This window comes from Paraburkholderia atlantica (assembly GCF_009362785.1).
GTDB lineage: Bacteria > Pseudomonadota > Gammaproteobacteria > Burkholderiales > Burkholderiaceae > Paraburkholderia > Paraburkholderia atlantica.
This window is the reverse complement of sequence record NZ_WHNQ01000066.1, coordinates 1-17064: the sequence shown is the minus strand read 5'-3', so window position 1 is coordinate 17064 and position 17064 is coordinate 1. Positions and strand designations below refer to the sequence as shown.

Annotated in this window: 12 protein-coding genes and 6 pseudogenes; 10 read left to right on the top strand and 8 right to left on the bottom strand. The window is 58.2% G+C overall.

Annotated features, from left to right (window positions below; all coding sequences use genetic code 11):
• On the bottom strand, positions 1-502 hold a 502-nt coding region (locus tag GCT19_RS38205), incomplete at its 3' end, for a transposase (RefSeq protein WP_193727510.1).
• Between the two features lie 936 nt (positions 503-1438).
• Here GCT19_RS38205 and GCT19_RS38200 point away from each other — a divergent pair.
• A complete protein-coding gene (locus GCT19_RS38200) occupies positions 1439-2641 on the top strand; it encodes a hypothetical protein (RefSeq protein WP_152854818.1) in 1203 nt (400 codons plus the stop codon).
• Between the two features lie 189 nt (positions 2642-2830).
• On the opposite strand, the gene GCT19_RS38195 is transcribed toward GCT19_RS38200, so the two are convergent.
• The 5 genes from GCT19_RS38195 to tnpA all read right to left on the bottom strand — a co-directional run bounded on the left by GCT19_RS38195 (position 2831) and on the right by tnpA (position 6601).
• Positions 2831-3412 carry a transposase gene (locus tag GCT19_RS38195; protein ID WP_321576944.1) on the bottom strand — a complete coding sequence of 194 codons (582 nt, stop codon included), beginning with the start codon at positions 3410-3412 and terminating at the stop codon, positions 2831-2833.
• Positions 3413-3454: 42 nt separating this feature from the next.
• Entirely contained in the window at positions 3455-4054 is a 600-nt protein-coding gene (locus GCT19_RS38190; RefSeq protein ID WP_152854817.1) for a plasmid pRiA4b ORF-3 family protein, read from the bottom strand.
• 72 nt (positions 4055-4126) lie between these two features.
• Complete coding sequence (gene tnpC, locus GCT19_RS38185; protein WP_152854816.1) at positions 4127-5716, bottom strand: IS66 family transposase; 1590 nt, start codon at positions 5714-5716, stop codon at positions 4127-4129.
• A gap of 88 nt (positions 5717-5804) precedes the next feature.
• The gene (tnpB, locus tag GCT19_RS38180) at positions 5805-6158 is read right to left on the bottom strand and encodes an IS66 family insertion sequence element accessory protein TnpB (protein WP_193727509.1); all 354 of its coding nucleotides are present in this window, start codon (positions 6156-6158) and stop codon (positions 5805-5807) included.
• Positions 6158-6601, bottom strand: a complete 444-nt coding sequence (tnpA, locus tag GCT19_RS38175; RefSeq protein ID WP_152854814.1) for an IS66-like element accessory protein TnpA — start codon at positions 6599-6601, stop codon at positions 6158-6160. The genes tnpB and tnpA overlap by 1 nt, the downstream gene beginning before the upstream one ends.
• Positions 6602-6686: 85 nt before the next feature.
• On the opposite strand from tnpA, the pseudogene GCT19_RS38170 reads away from it, so the two are divergent.
• Together GCT19_RS38170 and GCT19_RS38165 are read left to right on the top strand one after the other, a co-directional pair.
• Positions 6687-7097: pseudogene (locus GCT19_RS38170) on the top strand (IS6 family transposase); the annotation flags it as partial.
• Between the two features lie 55 nt (positions 7098-7152).
• Positions 7153-7554: pseudogene (locus GCT19_RS38165) on the top strand (DDE-type integrase/transposase/recombinase); the annotation flags it as partial.
• 52 nt (positions 7555-7606) lie between these two features.
• Here the strand turns inward: GCT19_RS38165 and GCT19_RS45135 are convergent.
• A pseudogene (locus GCT19_RS45135) lies at positions 7607-7718 on the bottom strand (IS6 family transposase); the annotation flags it as partial.
• A gap of 231 nt (positions 7719-7949) precedes the next feature.
• Between GCT19_RS45135 and GCT19_RS38155 the strand changes: the two are divergent.
• The 4 genes and pseudogenes from GCT19_RS38155 to GCT19_RS38140 form a co-directional block, all read left to right on the top strand.
• A complete protein-coding gene (locus GCT19_RS38155) occupies positions 7950-9269 on the top strand; it encodes an HIT family protein (RefSeq protein WP_152854813.1) in 1320 nt (439 codons plus the stop codon).
• Between the two features lie 144 nt (positions 9270-9413).
• Complete coding sequence (locus tag GCT19_RS38150; protein ID WP_152854812.1) at positions 9414-9677, top strand: hypothetical protein; 264 nt, start codon at positions 9414-9416, stop codon at positions 9675-9677.
• A 388-nt stretch (positions 9678-10065) separates the two neighbouring features.
• Positions 10066-11147: pseudogene (locus tag GCT19_RS38145) on the top strand (IS630 family transposase).
• 97 nt (positions 11148-11244) lie between these two features.
• Positions 11245-11931 (top strand): annotated as a pseudogene (locus GCT19_RS38140) (IS5 family transposase); the annotation flags it as partial.
• Between the two features lie 51 nt (positions 11932-11982).
• Here the strand turns inward: GCT19_RS38140 and GCT19_RS38135 are convergent.
• Positions 11983-12828 (bottom strand): annotated as a pseudogene (locus tag GCT19_RS38135) (IS5 family transposase); the annotation flags it as partial.
• Positions 12829-13263: 435 nt separating this feature from the next.
• On the opposite strand from GCT19_RS38135, the gene GCT19_RS38130 reads away from it, so the two are divergent.
• The 3 genes from GCT19_RS38130 to GCT19_RS38115 form a co-directional block, all read left to right on the top strand.
• Positions 13264-14736: a helix-turn-helix domain-containing protein gene (locus GCT19_RS38130; RefSeq protein WP_152854811.1), complete on the top strand. Its 1473-nt coding sequence runs from the start codon at positions 13264-13266 to the stop codon at positions 14734-14736.
• Between the two features lie 286 nt (positions 14737-15022).
• Positions 15023-16006 carry an IS630 family transposase gene (locus GCT19_RS38125; protein WP_227749451.1) on the top strand — a complete coding sequence of 328 codons (984 nt, stop codon included), beginning with the start codon at positions 15023-15025 and terminating at the stop codon, positions 16004-16006.
• A 484-nt stretch (positions 16007-16490) separates the two neighbouring features.
• Positions 16491-17064 (top strand): IS6 family transposase (locus GCT19_RS38115; RefSeq protein WP_152854810.1); only part of this gene is annotated, 574 nt, incomplete at its 3' end.

The window sequence follows — 17064 nt, the reverse complement described above, 5'->3', positions numbered from 1 at the left end:
GCAGGGGTGATGCGTTGCGATTGCCCGGCGCCGTCACGAATGGCGCGATGATGTTGCAGTTGCGATCGCAGAAGGCCACCACCTTGTCGCCCTTCAGATGCTTGTGCCCGCTGTAGCCCAGGTTGTCGCCGCCTTTCTTTGCCGCTGTGGTCGTGCCGTCGCCATGGATGTTCGCGAGGTCGAGGAGCTGGTCCCGATGCAGTTGATCGACCGAGCCCGCAAAGACCCGGTCGATGCTGCCGTCAGCCTGCCAGCGTCGCATGATCCGGTAGATGCGGGTGTGGTGGATTTCAGGCAGCCCCTTTGCATCCGTTTCGATCGGCAGCATCTTCCATTGACACCCCATATAGACCGCCTTCAGGACGTAGTTGAACATCCTCTGTAACGGCAACGTCGGCGGCGGGCCGCGCCGGCCCCGGCTCAGGTGCGGCAAGACAAATTGCCCGAACTGCGCTTCACTCAATTTCGTGGGAATCGCCTGCCGGCCATGGTTTGCAGCCATTCTCGCATCCGCAAAGCCCTCACTTTAACCGCTCCCCCCTCGCCAGCTCCGAAAGCCATTCCCGGTGGGGCTCGCAGACAAATTCGGCCCCTTCGGAAAACCCGCAATCAGTTGATCGACATTTCTCGTCCCGACACCCTTACTGCAACAGAACCACGCCGTGTACCATGTCGTATTTTCTGCGGAGACTGTCTAGCCCCGTCGGAGTAAAGGAAAAAGAGGTGCCCTGTGAGCGTTGGAAGGGGAAAATATACTTCTGAGGTATGGGGTAAAAATGGCCGTTCCTACCTTGTATATGAAGTGCGTCTTTCTGCTCGACAAAAACCCTCTTTTCTCCCGTGTAGGGCGAGACATCAGACTCGACTCTTATCCTAGCATTAGGCCGAGGCGATAATCCCGAACGGGAGAAGGGGGACAACCCAGAAGTCGGCGGTCTGCTGATGTTGATGGCCTGTTCGCAAATTCTGCCGTGTTGTCTGGTCCAGCCTCCTTCTCAACTGAGCAATACAATTCGGGATCGAAACTGCCGCCCTGACCAATGCGCCTGAGGTCCATTTCCGTTTCTCCCAGTTAGAGATTACACAATATCTCGAGGCCGCCCTTCTCGAAACGGAGGCCCGAAGTTTTTGGTTCGTGCGCGAACCGGCTCTGATGTGACGGACGGCTCAGGTGCAAATAGCGCGGGTGCGAATCGGTTAAGGTGTCGGGCTGAACGAATTGAGAACCGACGATGAGCATCATCGGCGGCTTGCGCCGCGCCGTGATCGTGCTCGACCTCCCTCGTCATGAACTTTCGCATGCCGAAACATATCTTCGCATCCCGGGCGCGTCGTGCTCGATAGGGGATTGATGCTCCCGCTTTAGACGCCTGCCCTGTGCGCGGTGAGCGTCGAAACTAGCAACCAGTTGACACAGCCGCAACTTTCGGAGTGGAAAATGGGCAATTTGTCAAGCATGCCTACCGCCGTACTGCAACTCCCCGAAACAGAGTCCCCGTCAGGTGCAGGCGAACGACCGCAAGAGCAACTGCAAGAACCGCCTCCCCTCCAGCGCCGAACCGTAGATTCGCGACTTGCCGGGCTACCTACGGCATCAGGATCCGGAACCGCACTTGACATCTCGCCGGCTCGCCGGCGAAGCATCGGCGACCGGTCGTCGACCATTCCCGATGCCCTTGCGGTTTACCGCCCCGACGGAGCGAATTCGACGCAACGGCACCCGACCCAGGTGCAGCACAGTGTTCGCCCCAAACTGAACGACTATCCATGCAGTTTTTCCAATCTATGGAGCGTTGCATTAAACGAACTCGGCAATCGTGTCCAACAAGGCATCGCACACGAGGCCAAGATTGGGGCAGCATTGACGATCTATGGATCGAAGCCAGCTTCCTATATTTCAGGTGGGGGGCGGTGGATCAATCAATGCGGACGTATTCAGCCTTCATTCGTCAGAAATGGACTAAGAATTATCGCCGTTCACGCCTCGCAAGATGCATACGTGCTCAATATTAAATATTGCATAAAAAAAGTATCTGAAGAGCGGGGTTTTCTTAATGAGTTTTTCGATATAAGCAATGCCATCAGCAATCATCAAGTACTCGAGGGTCATGTAATACCCACATTACGTCAGAACACCCCACATACGTTAAATAATGAACTAATCGCCATTTTTTTGGGGTACGGTCGAACTAACGGGAAGTTTTTCGGCGAACAATGGTTAAACGCTCGCGAGAGGGGGACGCAAGATCGGATGAGAAATGCAATGGATCGGCTATCAAGCGCATACCCTGGCGCGACGCATTTCAAAGTCCCGGGATTTGTCTTTGAGGATTCTGCGGAGACCAGATCTCTTCTTGCGAATTACTCGAGGGAAGTAGGAGAAATCGAAGTGCAGTACGAGAAACTGTTGAAATCTCACCCACAGCTACCATCGAATCACGTCATCGCGACAGCATTTCTCAATTCACTTTTCGAGACACCTCGGCCAATTCCGCTAGAGCGGGAAGCATTTGTCATGAAACGGCGTAATGACGCCGGGGGTGATTGGGATGATCGTCTTAATGCCGCAGTTGGAAGTGGTGTTAAACGCAAATTCGAGCGGCCTCAAGAATGCGTTTTTTTGGATTTTGCAACCAACTGATTGCGGGTTTCAAGCGGACTGAAGTTGCATTTGATCAGTAGGACATATGTTTCATGAAATGCGGGAGTTGGCAAGACGGGCGGCGCGAAGCGGTAGTCGGATTTGCGAGGTGATCGACATGGCATCGACGCGCGGGGCCGCGACGCAATGCGCCGGCGACGTGACGACAGGCGGCCCAGAGGGCCGCGATCAGCTGCCGCAGTAGTGCCGCAGGTTGATCATCGTATAGGCCAGCGTCTTGAGCGCGTAGTGTACGTCGCTGATGCGCTCGAGGCGCAGCAGCAGGCGGCGGAACGTATCCTCCCAGGCGAACACGCGCTCGATGGTGCTGAAGCGCTCCTCGAAGATGGCCGCATCGAAATGACGCTTGCGGCCGCGTTTGTTCTGTTTGCGGTTGCGCAGATTCTCTGGGATGTTGGGCCTCATGCCGCGGTTGAAGATCGCACGGCGGTTTTCGCGGCAGTCGTAGACGCCATCCAGACTGACGGTTGAGCCCTGCAGGTCCGCACCAATGGCACGCGCCATGGCGGTAAGTTTTGGCAGCGCGTCACGCAGCAGGGGCGATTCGTTGCGGTTGCCCGGCGCACTCACGAACGGCGCGATGATGTTGCATTTGCGATCGCAGAAGGCCACCACCTTGTCGCCCTTGAGGTGCTTGTGCCCGCTGTAGCCCAGGTTGTCGCCGCCTTTCTTCGCTGCCGTCGCCGTGGATGGTCGAGAGGTCCAGGCGCTGGTCCTGATGCAGTTGATCGTAAGCGCTAGTTTCAGCACACCGGTCGATTGCAGAGTGACGCCTGACCGCAGAAGGCAGCGCTATTTTTTACCCCACCCATTCCATCCCATGCGCAGCAGCGCGGCGTTAGCGGCCCTGCGATCAAACAGTTCCGGGTCGAAGTCTTCGCCCGCCCAGGTTCTGTAGTCGCGCGCTTCGTCGCTGTTGGGCTCCTGGCTGAACACACGCAGCATCTCGTCATACCCAGATGTGCCACCAACATCTTCGGGCGGACACGCACGCTGGCCGGCCAGAACCCATGCTTTGCTGTAGGGTTCCTGATCGATGCGTGCTACCTCTTCGACACGGATGTCATGATGCCAGCCGTCTCCGAAGTCGTATCGATACAGGAATCGCGCGCCCTGGAAGACGAGTCGGTGGAGACGCGCCTTGCGGTCGTCCATCATCTCTGGGTCTTCAGCGAACAGCTCGAGCATGTTGTCGTTGTCGCCCATGGCATAAGTCTGACCTTCAACCTCGAATTCATGCAGATGGGAGTCGGTCCATCCGAAGGACGCCTGGAGAATGTGATGCAACTCGCGCAGCGTGATATTTCCGTCGACCCGGATTCGCCGCCACACGGGCGGCTCGATATCACGAATCTGCGCGTAAAGCGTGTAGAGAGTGTAGGACCTGGGCATTGGACTGGCTGGAGAATGGGAGGACACTCAAACTGGGGCTCCCATTATCGCGCGTACGCGAGAGCGTCGGAATCAACCGCCCCCGGCCGCCGCCGTCTGATGCTTCGCGAAGTTGAATGGCAGGAGATCGGTGACATCCGCGTCGAATGGGCGCTGTGGCAGCTCGGTGAGCACATGCACGAGGTATGCGTAAGGCTCGACGTTGCAGGCGCGACAGGTGAGCATCAGGCTATACACCATTGCGCTTGCCTTTGCGCCGGCGACCGTGTCGGCGAACAACCACGAGGAACGCCCCGTGCAGAATGGCCTGATGTCGCGCTCAATGACGTTGTTATCCACCGCGGCACGCCCGTCGTCCACGTAGCGGCTCAGATACACCCACTGGTTGCGCGTGTAGGCGACCGCCTTTCCCAGCAGGCTCTCTGGCAGCACCTGCGGAGCCAGTTCGTCGAGCCATGCCTTGAAGGATGCAAGCAGCGCGACGCTGTGCTGCTGACGCAGCCGGTAGGTGTAATCGACGCTCGTTTCGCCTTCGGGCGGGTCGGCTTTGGCCAGCGTCTCGACCTGATACAGCGCCTTGAAGTATTCCAGCGCCTGCGCCGGGCGACCACCGGGTTTCTTCGTGCCCTTCAAGGCATCCACAAACGCGCGCCGTGCGTGCGCAAGGCAACCGAAGTGCGTTGGCCCCTCAAGCGTGCGCCAGGCGGCATATCCATCCGTCATCAGCAATCCCTTGTAGCCTGAGAGGAATGCCTGAGGATATTGCTGCCCGCGTCCCGGCTGATAGTCAAACAGTACGACTGGCTCCAGACTGTCTTCGGCGCTGCGGTAGACCCACATGTACGACGTGCTCTGCGCGGTCTTGCCAGGCTCCTTGAGCACCTGCACCGTTGTCTCGTCACCGTGGATCAACTGCTGCGACAGCAGCGTTCTGCGCAGGGCGTCATATAACCGGCTGTAGTGCAGTTCGGCCGGCCGGATGATCCAGTTCGCCAGCGTACCGCGACCCACCTCGATGTCCGCACGCGCGAGCGCGTGAGCCATCCGGTACAGCGGCGTGCCATCGACGTACTTGCCTGCCGTGACGGTGGCGATCATCGCGGCGCTCGCGTTGCTGCCCGGCAGTGGCTGCGCCGGCATCGGCGCGGTGATCACCGGAGTACGCTCGGCATGGCGCTCGCAGTGGCGGCAGGCGTACCTGAAACGCACGTGCTGCAACACCGAAGCCTTGACCTCGATATGCAGCTGTTCACTGACCTCTTCGCCCATGCGGTGAAGCGCGTTTGCGCAGCACGGGCAGACCTTCTGGTCTTCAGGCAGGTCATATTCAATGCGCTGACGTGGCAGATGCGCCGGTAGTGGCTTGCGTCCCGGTCGGCCCGGCGCCGGACCGGGTACATCCGGCAGACCGGTATCCGGCAGTGCGAACGGCGCCTGGGCACTGTCAGCATCATCCGGTTCAGCGATAGCGGTCTGCTCGGCCTCGTCGAACAGACGATCGCGCAGCTTCTCGCTGCTCGGGGCGAAGCGCCTGCTCTGCGCGAGACGGAACTGCTCCTCCAGCTGGGCGATCCGTTGTGCCAGCTGCTGGTTGCGTGCCTCGAGTTCACGGATATAGGCCTGAGCGGCCGCCGGCAATCGGGCGAAGTCGTCCTCATTCATGCTCCCAGGATAGGGCAATGTGACGCCCGGTGGGTTTACGTGAATTTGCAACGGTGCGGCCAGCCTCATGACGGGCAACGCCCGGTGCTCAGCTCGCGTGACGGTATCGTCGGGCCGGATGGCGGCGCACCGCGTCGATGTCGATGCCTTCCAGCAGCCAGTGCAGCTGCTCGGTCGTCAATTCAATCACCGCCTGCTGCCGGCGTGGCCATACGAAGTGGTCCTGCTCAAGACGCCGCAGCATCAACCAGAATCCGGCTCTCTCGTAGAACAGCAGCTTGATCCGGTTACGCCTGCGGTTATGGAAGGCAAACACCGCGCGCTCAAACGGATCCAGCAGCATCGACTGTTCGACCAGTGTCACGAGGCTGTTGATACCCGCGCGGAAGTCGATCGGTTCGCGATGCAGGAAGACCCTCAGGTCAGCCTCGAAACGGAACATCAGCGCGCCCCCAGTGCGGCAACCAGTGCTGCCAGCAACCCAGTGTCGCCTGCGGCGCATTCGAACTCGAGCTTTACTCCATTGGGCAACTGTGCAGCCAGTCGCACCGGTGTCGGCACGCGCGACGACAGATGCACTCGCTCTGGTTCTCGCGCGTGCCGCGCAGCCGGCACCGAAGTCCCATCATCGATCGCGACGACCGGAACAAACGCGCAGGGCAAACCCTCACTGACTGGCGCGTTAGATTGCTGGTGCAACCGAACCCATTTACGCAGCTGGTTGGCGTTCACGCCAGCCCTCAGGGCCAGGCCAGACAGCGATGCGCCTGGCTGGAGGCAAGCCTCGATCAGCCGTCGCTTGTCCATCGGATCAAAGCTGCGCTTGCCGCCCACGCCAACGTGGGTCACCCGCAAGGGCAAAAAACTCAGGTCATTCTGGCTCATGAGCTGCGTCCGCAAGTTGGGTTGCGGACGCAATCGTGGCTCTTCTCAGGCATGGAAGCTAGGTGGGTAGAAATTGGCGCTTACCTTGTACCGTGCCGTGGACAAGGCGGGCAACACGGTGGATTTCCTGCTGCGCGCCCATCGGGACAAGGCCGCGGCGCGCCGCTACTTCGAGAAGGCGATTGAACAGAACGGCGAGCCCGAGACAATCACCGTGGACAGGAGCGGCGCCAATCTGGCTGCGCTTGAAGCGTTCAATGCCGAGCGTTTAACGCCGATCAAGGTCCGGCAAAACAAATACCTAAACAACGTCGTCGAGCAGGATCACCGTGCCATCAAACGCATCATCAAATCGATGATGGGGTTCACGGATTTCCGCTGTGCGCGCATCATCCTGTCTGGCATTGAGATCGCACACATGATCCGCAAGGGGCAGATGTGTGACGATGGCGTCGCCTCGACTGCAGCCGAACAATTCTATTCTCTCGTGATGTAAGCAATCCTCTTCACCTTAGGCGCCCGATCGTCGCATCGTCCTTAACGCGACACAACCCGACAAGGCCGCAGCAAAACGCTTCTTCAATCGCGTGCTGGCCGCCTGTACCGACGCGCCACGAAGGATTGTCACCGATCAGTTGCGCAGCTATCCGGCCGCGAAGGCCGAAATTCCCGAACTGGCAAACATCAAACACGTCTTCGTCAAGGCTGCGGCCCGGGCGAACAACCGTGCCGAAAACAGCCATCAGCCTACGCGTGAGCGCGAACGCCGGATGCGTGGTTTCCGCGATCCTGGTCGCACACAAGCGTTCTTACCGAGCTTCGGTCCGATTCGCCAGCACTTCGCGCTCAAGCGACATTTACTGCGTGCCTCACTCTATCGCAAACAGCTCGCCGCACGCTTTGCCGGGTGGCATCGCTTCACTGGGCTCACCCAAGATCCGTCCAATTTCTGAGCAAATCTACCTCCTGTGCGCTCTTGCGTCTCGTATACCGTAACGTGACAACGCCGTTCTTCAATATCACGCAGGCTAAGTTGAACCAGAAATACCACCGAACCGCGAGACTAATGATTGCCGCCGGGAATCGTTGGCTGATAAAGCGATTTTCCTTTCTTCATCGTGACATCTTACGTGACTACCTCGCCAACGTGACAGCGCTCTTCAGCTTGCTCATCGTCGGTTCTCAATTCGTTCAGCCCGACACCTTGAGCGACTCGCTCCCGCGCTATTTGCACCTGAGCCGTCCACCACATCAGAGCCGGTTCGCGCACGAACCAAAAACTTCGCGCCTCCGTTTCGAGAAGGGCGGCCTCGAGATATTGTGTAATTTCTAACTGGGAGAAACGGAAATGGACCTCAAGCGCATTGGCCAGGGCGGCAGTTTCGATCCCGAATTGTATTGCTCAGTTGAGAAGGAGGCTGGACCAGAGAACACGGCAGAATTTGCGAGCAGGCCATCAACACCAGCAGACCGCCGACTTTCTGGGTTATCCCCCTCCTCCCGTTCGGGATTATCGCCTCGGCCTAATGCTAGGATAAGAGTCGAGTCCGATGTCTCGCCTTACACGGGAGAAAAGAGGGTTTTTGTCGAGCAGAAAGACGCACTGCATATACAGGGTAGGAACGGCCATTTTTACCCCATACCTCAGAAGTATATTTTCCCCTTCCAACGCTCACAGGGCACCTCTTTTTCCTTTACTCCGACGGGGCTAGACAGTCTCCGCAGAAAATACGACATGGTACGCGGCGTGCCACCCTTCCTCTACGACTTGCTTAGCCTCAACACTGGAAATCCTCACCTAAAGCAAATAACAATGACGCCGCATCTGTACCCATATTTAAAAGATGAACGGTTTTTAATTGTGCATAATACAAGTCATGACCCGACTTTTCAGGCACTTAAAAATCCACGGGCACAAAAATTGAAGAATGAAGCCGTTATGCTGTGCGGTTGGTTCATTCACCCACACTTAAACTGTCTTAAAGGTGAAGCCCTCCAGCTGCTAGAAGAATTGTCTGATCATCGCGCTGACAAGCCGATAGATAAGCCTATGTTAAGGAAGCTACAAACGACCTATGCCAAGGGGGAGCAAAACACCGATGCCTTCGAAAATCTCGCGTTGAATAGCGAGCCTCAAAGAATAGGCGAATTAAGAAATTGGGGCGAGTATCTGGCCAGCATCCTAGACCTTAATCAAAATCACATCCCATTACTCAAAAGTCTCAGGGATAAGGCGCTCCATCATTTGCAAGCGCAATATGGCGTCGACGAGCATGATGAGGTTGATTTATATTTCCATTTTCCCTATCCAGACAGCACGACCACGCTTCACCTGCATATTCGCGCCAATCAGGGGTTGCATCCTCTGGAGAAGGCGAAGTCGTTTACGCTTGACGAATTAATAGATGGCTTTTCGTCGGGGAAAAAGATCGATGACATTATTTTGGAGCGCCAGGCCACGTACGATGGGAAAATATTCAGGGATCCGGGCAGGAGCATCGCGGAATTTCAGAATCTCAAAGGAGTTACTGTATCGAGTGATTCGGAGAATATTCATCGCTTGACGCGCTCGTCAAGTCAGCCATTGTGGATGCATTCGCGAGACGATCTGTTTGTCTCTGATGGGCTTTGTCAAGTTGACGAACGTAGACTGTACGCGTACCGGTAACAGTAGTTATCCTTATTAAATAGTCGAGCCTGATCAATTCGGAGAGCCTTGCGTGACAGAGCTTTGAGGCCGAATTGGTGTTGTGAGATTTGCAGGATCCTGGCACATTAACGTGAGAATCCTGCATTTTTCGACGAGGTGCGAATGGGTCCGAAGACGCCTGTGACGGAGGGAGATTTTTTCCGCCAGCCGCTGCGGGAACAGATCTTTTACACAGCCCGCAGCATCTTTGCAATACCCCCATCCGGACAAAGCCCTGGAAAACGAAATTTTCAGGGGGGGATCACTTCGCTATCCCAAATAATGGGGCGCGCCGACGCAACTTTAGTCAAGGTATGCAGTGCCTCAAATAAATTTGATAGAGAAGCAGGATGGATCGATGGCATCATGTTGTCGACCTTGGATTGAATGAGAACATTTAGAGAAATACTGTTTATCCGTCCCGAGGGTAGTCGCTGACATCGCCGAGGACGTTGAAGAATAGTTCACGGGCGACCCGAAAGACCTCCGCTCTTTGCAACATTTTGGAAATCCTAAGTACGAGTACAGGGAGTACAAGCAAGAAAGCGCAGCGCCATCAAAAACAGACACGTTCGCCCATTAGCATCACCGCGAGCAGATCGATGCACTGGGCGCCCCGCTGAGCAAGCTCGAGTGCACATCGAGTTCGCGGCACTGGCATCGACGGTCGACACGATTGCACCGCGACCGGTGAGCACTTGGTGTTCCGTCCCAGAAATAACTTTGCATTGAATTGTGGTGTTCTATGAACAAGTGATGTTGAGTGGAGGCGATCATGGGGCGCAAGGGAATCGAGGTGGTGGTCTCGGTACTGGAGCGGGAGCAATTGCTGTCGATGAGCCGCTCGCGGTCGCTGCCGCATTCGCTGGTGCGCCGGGCAAAGATTGTCTTGATGGCAGCTGACGGTCATACGAACCAGGAAATCGCAATGCATTGTGAAGTAACGCCCCCTGCGATCACGCACTGGAAAAAGCGGTTTGTCGCGCAGGGGCTTGCCGGCCTGCATGACGAAGCGCGCCCGGGGCGACCGCGCGCGCATGACGACGAAGCTGTGGCCGAATTGCTGGCGAAGGTCCCGCATGAGAAGCCGGACGGGGCAACGCACTGGAGTGTGCGTTCTACTGCTGCGCAAACGGGTATTTCGAAGAGCTCGGTGGCCCGGTACCTGTCGCTGTTCGGCGTGCAGCCTCATCGCTCGAAGAGCTTCAAGCTTTCTACTGATCCGTACTTTGTTGAGAAGGTGCGCGATATTGTCGGCTTGTATCTGAGCCCACCGACCAATGCCCTGGTGTTGTATGTCGACGAGAAGAGCCAGTGCCAAGCACTCGAGCGAACGCAACCGGTGTTGCCGATGGGTCTGGGCTACCTCGAAGGTGTTACGCACGACTATATCCGGCATGACACGACAACCTTGTTTGCTGCGCTCAATGCGGTGACGGGCGAAGTCATTGCCAATGCAAGTCGCGTCATCGACATCAGGAGTTTCTGGCCTTTCTGAAGCACGTTGATCAGGCGGTTCCGGAGGATCTTGAGGTGCATCGGATTGTTGATAACTACGCTACGCATAAGCACCCCAAGGTCAAGGCATGGCTGGCAAAGCACACGCGTTATCACATGTACATCACGCCGACGTATTCGAGCTGGCTCAATCAGGTGGAGCGCTGGTTTGGCCTGATCACGCAGCAGGCTATCCGGCGCGGCTCCTTCAGAAATGTACGCCAGCTCATTGCCAGCATTGAGCGCTATGTTGCGCAGTACAACCAGCACAACCGTCCGTTCGTCTGGACGGCAACCGCCGATTCCATCCTTCAGAAAGTGGCTCGGCTATGCGAAGTTATTTCTGGGACGGAACACTAGCAGGCTGTTGATTTCAGGTCCCGTGTAAACGGGGGTTTGAGGGAAGACGTTATGGATATCGTGTTCATGAGATGGGGCGATGAGTGTGATGCGGGGGATTGATGAGATGCAGGACTCGCTGTTTACGACAGTCAAACTGGACGACTTCGTCCCTGCTGATCACTCGTTGCGACCGATCCGGCCGCTGGTGAATGACGCATTGAAGCGGCTCAACGGGTTGTTCAGCGTGATCTATGCGGGCAGCGGCCGGGCGTCGATTGCGCCCGAGAAACTGCTGCGTGCGCTGCTGTTGCAAGTGTTACTCGGTGCGCAGCGAGCGCATGCTGATGGAGCAGATGCGTTACAACCTGCTGTTCCGCTGGTTCGTCGGACTGGCGATCGAGCGCCGTGTGGGACCACTCGGTGTTCTCGAAGAAACCGCGACCGGCTGCTGGAGCATGAAGTCGTGGAAGCGTTTTTCACTGAAGTCATGAGTCTGACCGACCAACGTGGCCTGCTTTCCGGGGAGCATTTCTCCGTGGACGGCACGCTGATTCAGGCATGGGCCAGTCACAAGAGCTTCCGTGCAAAGGACGGTTCGGACAATGGGCCGCCAGCAAGCGGCGGAGGCAATGCCGATACGGACCGGAAAGGTAAGCGGCGCAGGAACGATACGCATGAGTCGAGCACGGATACGGACGTACGTGTGCTCAAGAGAACGAGTCCAGCCACCCTGTGCTACCACGGCCACATCCTGATGGCGAACCGATCCGGGCTGTTGATCGTCGCTGTGGTCAGTCATGCGCGCGCGGTCGCCCGGGGCGCGCTTCGTCATGCAGACCAGCAAGACCCTGCACGACAAAACGCTTTTTCCGTACATCAGGGCCTCGGCCAGCGATCGACGGTGGTAGCCGGTTGCCTGCTTCCATTCACGGCTGCTGCTTTGTGCAAGCGAATCGATGGCGGCATTGCGCCATGCCGCGCCGGGCGTGCTCTCTGGCCACGGCGTCGCGCCCTCATGCGGCGGAACAGACGGGGCAGCGCCGCGCGTCGCAATCCGTGCAAGGCACGCCTTCGTGTCGCAAGCGCCGTCGCCACCGATGGTGTCGATTGCCACGTCAGCGGGAATCTGGTCGAGCAAATCAGGCAACACTTCGCCATCGCCTTCGTCTTGATGAGTCATCAGTGCGGCGCAGATTTGTCCGGTGTTCGCGTCCATCGCCCTATGCACCTTGCGCCAGGTGCGACGCTTGGACCAGCCATGCTTGCGCAACTTCCACTCGCCTTCGCCATAGACCTTCAGTCCGGTGCTGTCGAGCACGAGGTGCAAGGGTTCTTTGGGACGTTGCGCCGGCGGCGCTACCTTGAGGGTCTGCGCGCGACGGCTCAACGTTGTGTAGTTCGGCACGGGCAGGCTTGGGAAGGCAAGTTTGCGCAGACTCTGAGCGAAGCCCTGCAGTGCACCCAGCGGCAGATGAAAGACCTGCTTGAGTTCGAGCAGCCTCTGCACGAGCGCATCCGCATAGACGGACGGTCGGCACCGGGTGCGTACCTCGAATTCCGGTGCTGCAGCGAAAAGATCGGGGGCAATCCACATCGTTACATCCCCTCGAGCGATGAGCCCCGCGTTGCATTGCGCCCAGTTCTTGACGCGGCACTTGCCCTTGGGCTCGGCTTGCGTGTTGGCAGTATCCCTGCGCATCTTCCCGGCAAAGATCGAGGATGTACGTAGGAACCCGAATCGTTGCAGTAAGTTAACAGAGGTACGGCAGCCGATACTGCGCGTATACGTCAGCACATGCACAGTGGCCCGGATTTATGCAACAACGCCCAGCGAATGCGGCCGCGACCGCGACCGGCTCATCGACAGCAATTGCTCCCGCGGGCGGATCGAGACAGAGGCCAGCACGCACGGCAGTCAGCACTTCGAGAATTTCTTCGATTCGTGCACGATCGTCCAAGCTCGGGCGAGTTTTGCAATGACGTTGATGGCGGTCAGCTACAACCTAAGCGGAAGAATTCACTGAAAACCGCGGGTTATTCGAAGTCCCCGATGGTGGCACTTGCAACGATCAGTGTGTAGTGGACGTGTGTGCCGACGCCCGGAGCTGCATGCGCATCAACGAGGAGGAGCGCAATGTTTTTGACATTTTACTTTCCTTTGGTCGCGTCGTCGTCCGTGCAGGATCTGCCGGACGGTTTTCTCAGCAAGGTGCGCGACGGGGACATTCAACAGGCGGTCGCGCAGGTGAGCCGCTGGTCGGAGATAGCGCGAGGTGCCGAAGACTCGCCCGAGCTGCTGCGCCTGCATGCCGACATGCAGATAACTCTCGGCGTCTTCGACGAGGCCGAAGAGCAATATCACTACGCGCAGAAGGCAATCCGCTCGTCGCGCCAAGCGATCCGCGTGGCGTCGTGCCGCAACGCTGGCTGGCAGGCGCTGTTCCGTCACCGGCCTGCTACGGCGCTGTCGTGCTTCGCACGACTCCTCGAGGAACCGGACGTTAGCGCGGCGCAACAGGCTGAGGCGCAGCTCGGCATCGTGGGCACGTTGCAGGAGTTCGGCCGCGCGCGAGATTCGAGCGATGCACTCGACAAACTTGCAGCCGCTATTAGGGAACCATTGCTTGATCACTGGCGCGAGATTGTTGTCACTTTGCGTTTCGACCTCGCCGTGCAGCGCGAACTACGCGGCGCCGCATTGCTGAGCGACCACGCGTACTGGCAATCGGGCCTCGGCGCCCACCCGCTGCGCGCTGGGGACGTAGCCGGTGGTCTCGGCCTGGAGGCGTCGGCGAGCAACCAGGCCGATCTTCATGAGGTCGAGGCATTGGACGTCTGTACGCCGCTGTTGAGGCAACGTGTCGACTATTTGCGTCGGTTGCGCGCGCTTGCGGGTGGGGAACGCGCAGCGCTCGACGCCATTTTCGCGCATCTTAAATGGGCCCAGCAGCGCGGTTTCGGCGGCTATCTGCGTACCACGCGGCTCGAAGCGGTACTGGCCGCGCTCACGGCCGACGCGCCGCAGTCAGCCGAGATGCTGCTCGAACCGTTGCGTCGAATCGACCATGCGACGTCGACTGGACGTCGGCAGCTTGAGTATATGTACGCAGTTGCGAAGACGCATCAGTCGCTCGGGCGCAGCCGCGAAGCAATGCGGAACTTCGGCCGTTACGCGCTGATCGTCGCGCAGTGCCTGCGCGACGATGCGCAAGCGTTGGTATCGTACGCGGGCAACGCGGCACGGCAGGCGCCACAACTGGACGATGTCGCCACGCGCCTGCCCGCGCGTTATCGGCGCGCGTATCGCTATTTGCAGGAAAACCTCGACAGACGCGATCTCTCGGTGCGTGAAGTGGCAGCGGAGGTCGGCGTGACTGAGCGTGCGTTGCAAAGCGCTTTCAGGCATTCGCTGGGCCTTTCGCCAACCGAGCTGATTCGCCGACTGCGGATGGAACGGATTCGCGGGGAACTGCTCGACGATTCTCTCAATGGCGAGCGGACTGTATTGACCACGGCCAACAAGTGGGGTGTTCAGAATCGCTCAACGCTCCTGAACAACTATCGCAAGCAGTTCCATGAGGCGCCTTCGGAGACGCTCCGGCGCTGACGAGGCTTCGCCGCAAACGGAGATGGTGTCGCTGGGCTCTGACGTGATGGACGACTCCGGCCCGTCGGGGTATCGCATATGTCAAAGGGAGAAGTCGTGTGATTTTCACGGCAATAAGCGTTCGTCATGAAGATAGCCACCGTCGGACTGGAGGCATAGCCGGGATTCGTTAATACCTGAAGCTTCGGGTATTACTGCCATGTGCACCAAATAGTGCGTGATGCGTTCTACGAGTATGAAGACGAAAAATGATGCTCGAAAGTTGGACGGAGCCACGCAAGCACACATGAGAAAAATGGTTGTGCAGGCGGTGCGTGGCGGGATGACGCAGACTGCGGCGGCAAACATCTACGGTGTGAGCCTGCGAGCGGTGAGCAAATGGATGAAGCTCTCGCGCGAAGGCGGATGGAGAGCGCTGAGGCCAGGCAAGCGCGGCCGCCAACCAGGAAGTGGCCGGCTCAATCACACCCAGGCCGTGAGAATCCGCAAACTGATCATCGAACGGATGCCGGACCAACTGGCGTTGCCGTTCTACCTGTGGACGCGCGAATCGGTGGCGCAGTTGATCGAGCAGCAGTACGGCATCACGGTGTCGGCGACGACGGCGGGCCGATACCTCAAGGCTTGGGGCATGAGTGCCCAGAAGCCGGTGCGTCGTGCCTATGAGAGGAACGACGCAGCGATTGCGCGATGGCTGGACGAGGACTATCCCACGATTGCGAAAGAGGCGAAGCAGGAAGGGGCAACCATCCTTTGGGGTGACGAAACGGGGCTGCGAAGTGACCACCTCAGCGGAACGAGCTTCGCTCTCAAAGGGCGAACGCCGCTGGTACGCGCAACGGGACAGCGCTTTGGCTGCAACATGATCTCCGCGATATCCAATCGTGGGATGTTGAGCTTCATGGTGTTCGAGGGGACGTTCAAGAATGCAACCTTCATCGAATTCATGAAGCGCCTGCTCAGGCAGGCCACGCGGAAGATCTACCTGATCGTGGACGGACATCCGGTGCACCGATCCGTGGCCGTCAGGCGCTTCGTCGCCAACAACGCCGAGCGCCTGCGCCTGATCCGGCTGCCGGGGTATTGCCCTGAACTGAACCCGGACGAACTGCTCAATCAGGACGTGAAGACCAATGCGCTTGGCAAGAGCCGGCCGACCAGCAAGGCGGAAATGATCGGCAACGTCCGTCGACACCTGCACCGTCGGCAAAAGGAGCCTCACGTGATTCACAACCTGTTCAAAGAAAAGCATGTTAGTTACGCCGCTTAAAAATACGCACTATTTGTCGCACTGGTCAGTAACGATTCCCCACACTCTGAAAATAGGCGAAGCAATGGCCGGAGGGCCTTCTACAGCCGGCAGCCCCAGCCATTGCGATGTACATAATCAGAGCGTTTCGGGGAACGCTATGACCTTGTCAGTTGCGTGGAATCGTGGTGTTCGCTGTCCGGCAGGTCGCAGGTGACCTAGCGCTTCTTCCTTGTGGGTAAGATTGGACTCCATGTAAATATGCATCGTGTCGATGCTTTCATGGCCCAACCATAGTGCGATCACGCTGATGTCGACGCCAGCCTGTAACAGATGGGTCGTAAGCACCCGGGGAAGGCATCTTGACTGGGGCGATCGCTCAAACGATCAAACGATCAAGCAGCGGTCGGCGTCCAGCGATGAGGAAGCAGTTGCGCTATGTCGGCGGCACGGTGTGTCGGCAAGGCACTGTCACGTTGGCGAGGTAATCACGTAAGATGTCACGATGAACAAAAGAAAATCGCTTTATCACGGCCACCGGTTCCCGGCGGCAATCATTAGTCTCGCGGTTCGGTGGTATTTCCGGTTCCAGCTTGGCCTGCGTGACATTGAAGAACTGCTGTTCGAGCGCGGTGTCGTTGTTCGTTACGAGACGATCCGCCGCTGGTGCGACAAATTCGGCGCGGGCTTCGCCCATCGCGTCAAAGCTGCTCGCCGCAAGCCTGGGCGCACATGGCATCTGGACGAAGTCTTCGTTACGTTGCGCGGTGAGCCTTATCTGCTCTGGCGGGCAGTCGACCAGCACGGCGCCGAACTCGACATCCTGCTGCAGAAACATCGCGACAAGGCCGCAGCAAAGCGCTTCTTCAACCGCGTGCTGGCCGCCTGTGCCGACGCGCCACGAAGGATTGTCACCGATCAGTTGCGCAGCTATCCGGCCGCGAAAGCGGAGATCCCCGAACTGGCGAACGTCAAGCATGTGTTCGTCAAAGCCAGCGCCCGCGTCAACAACCGCGCCGAGAATAGTCATCAGCCAACCCGGGAACGCGAACGGCGTATGCGGGGCTTCCGCCTGCCCG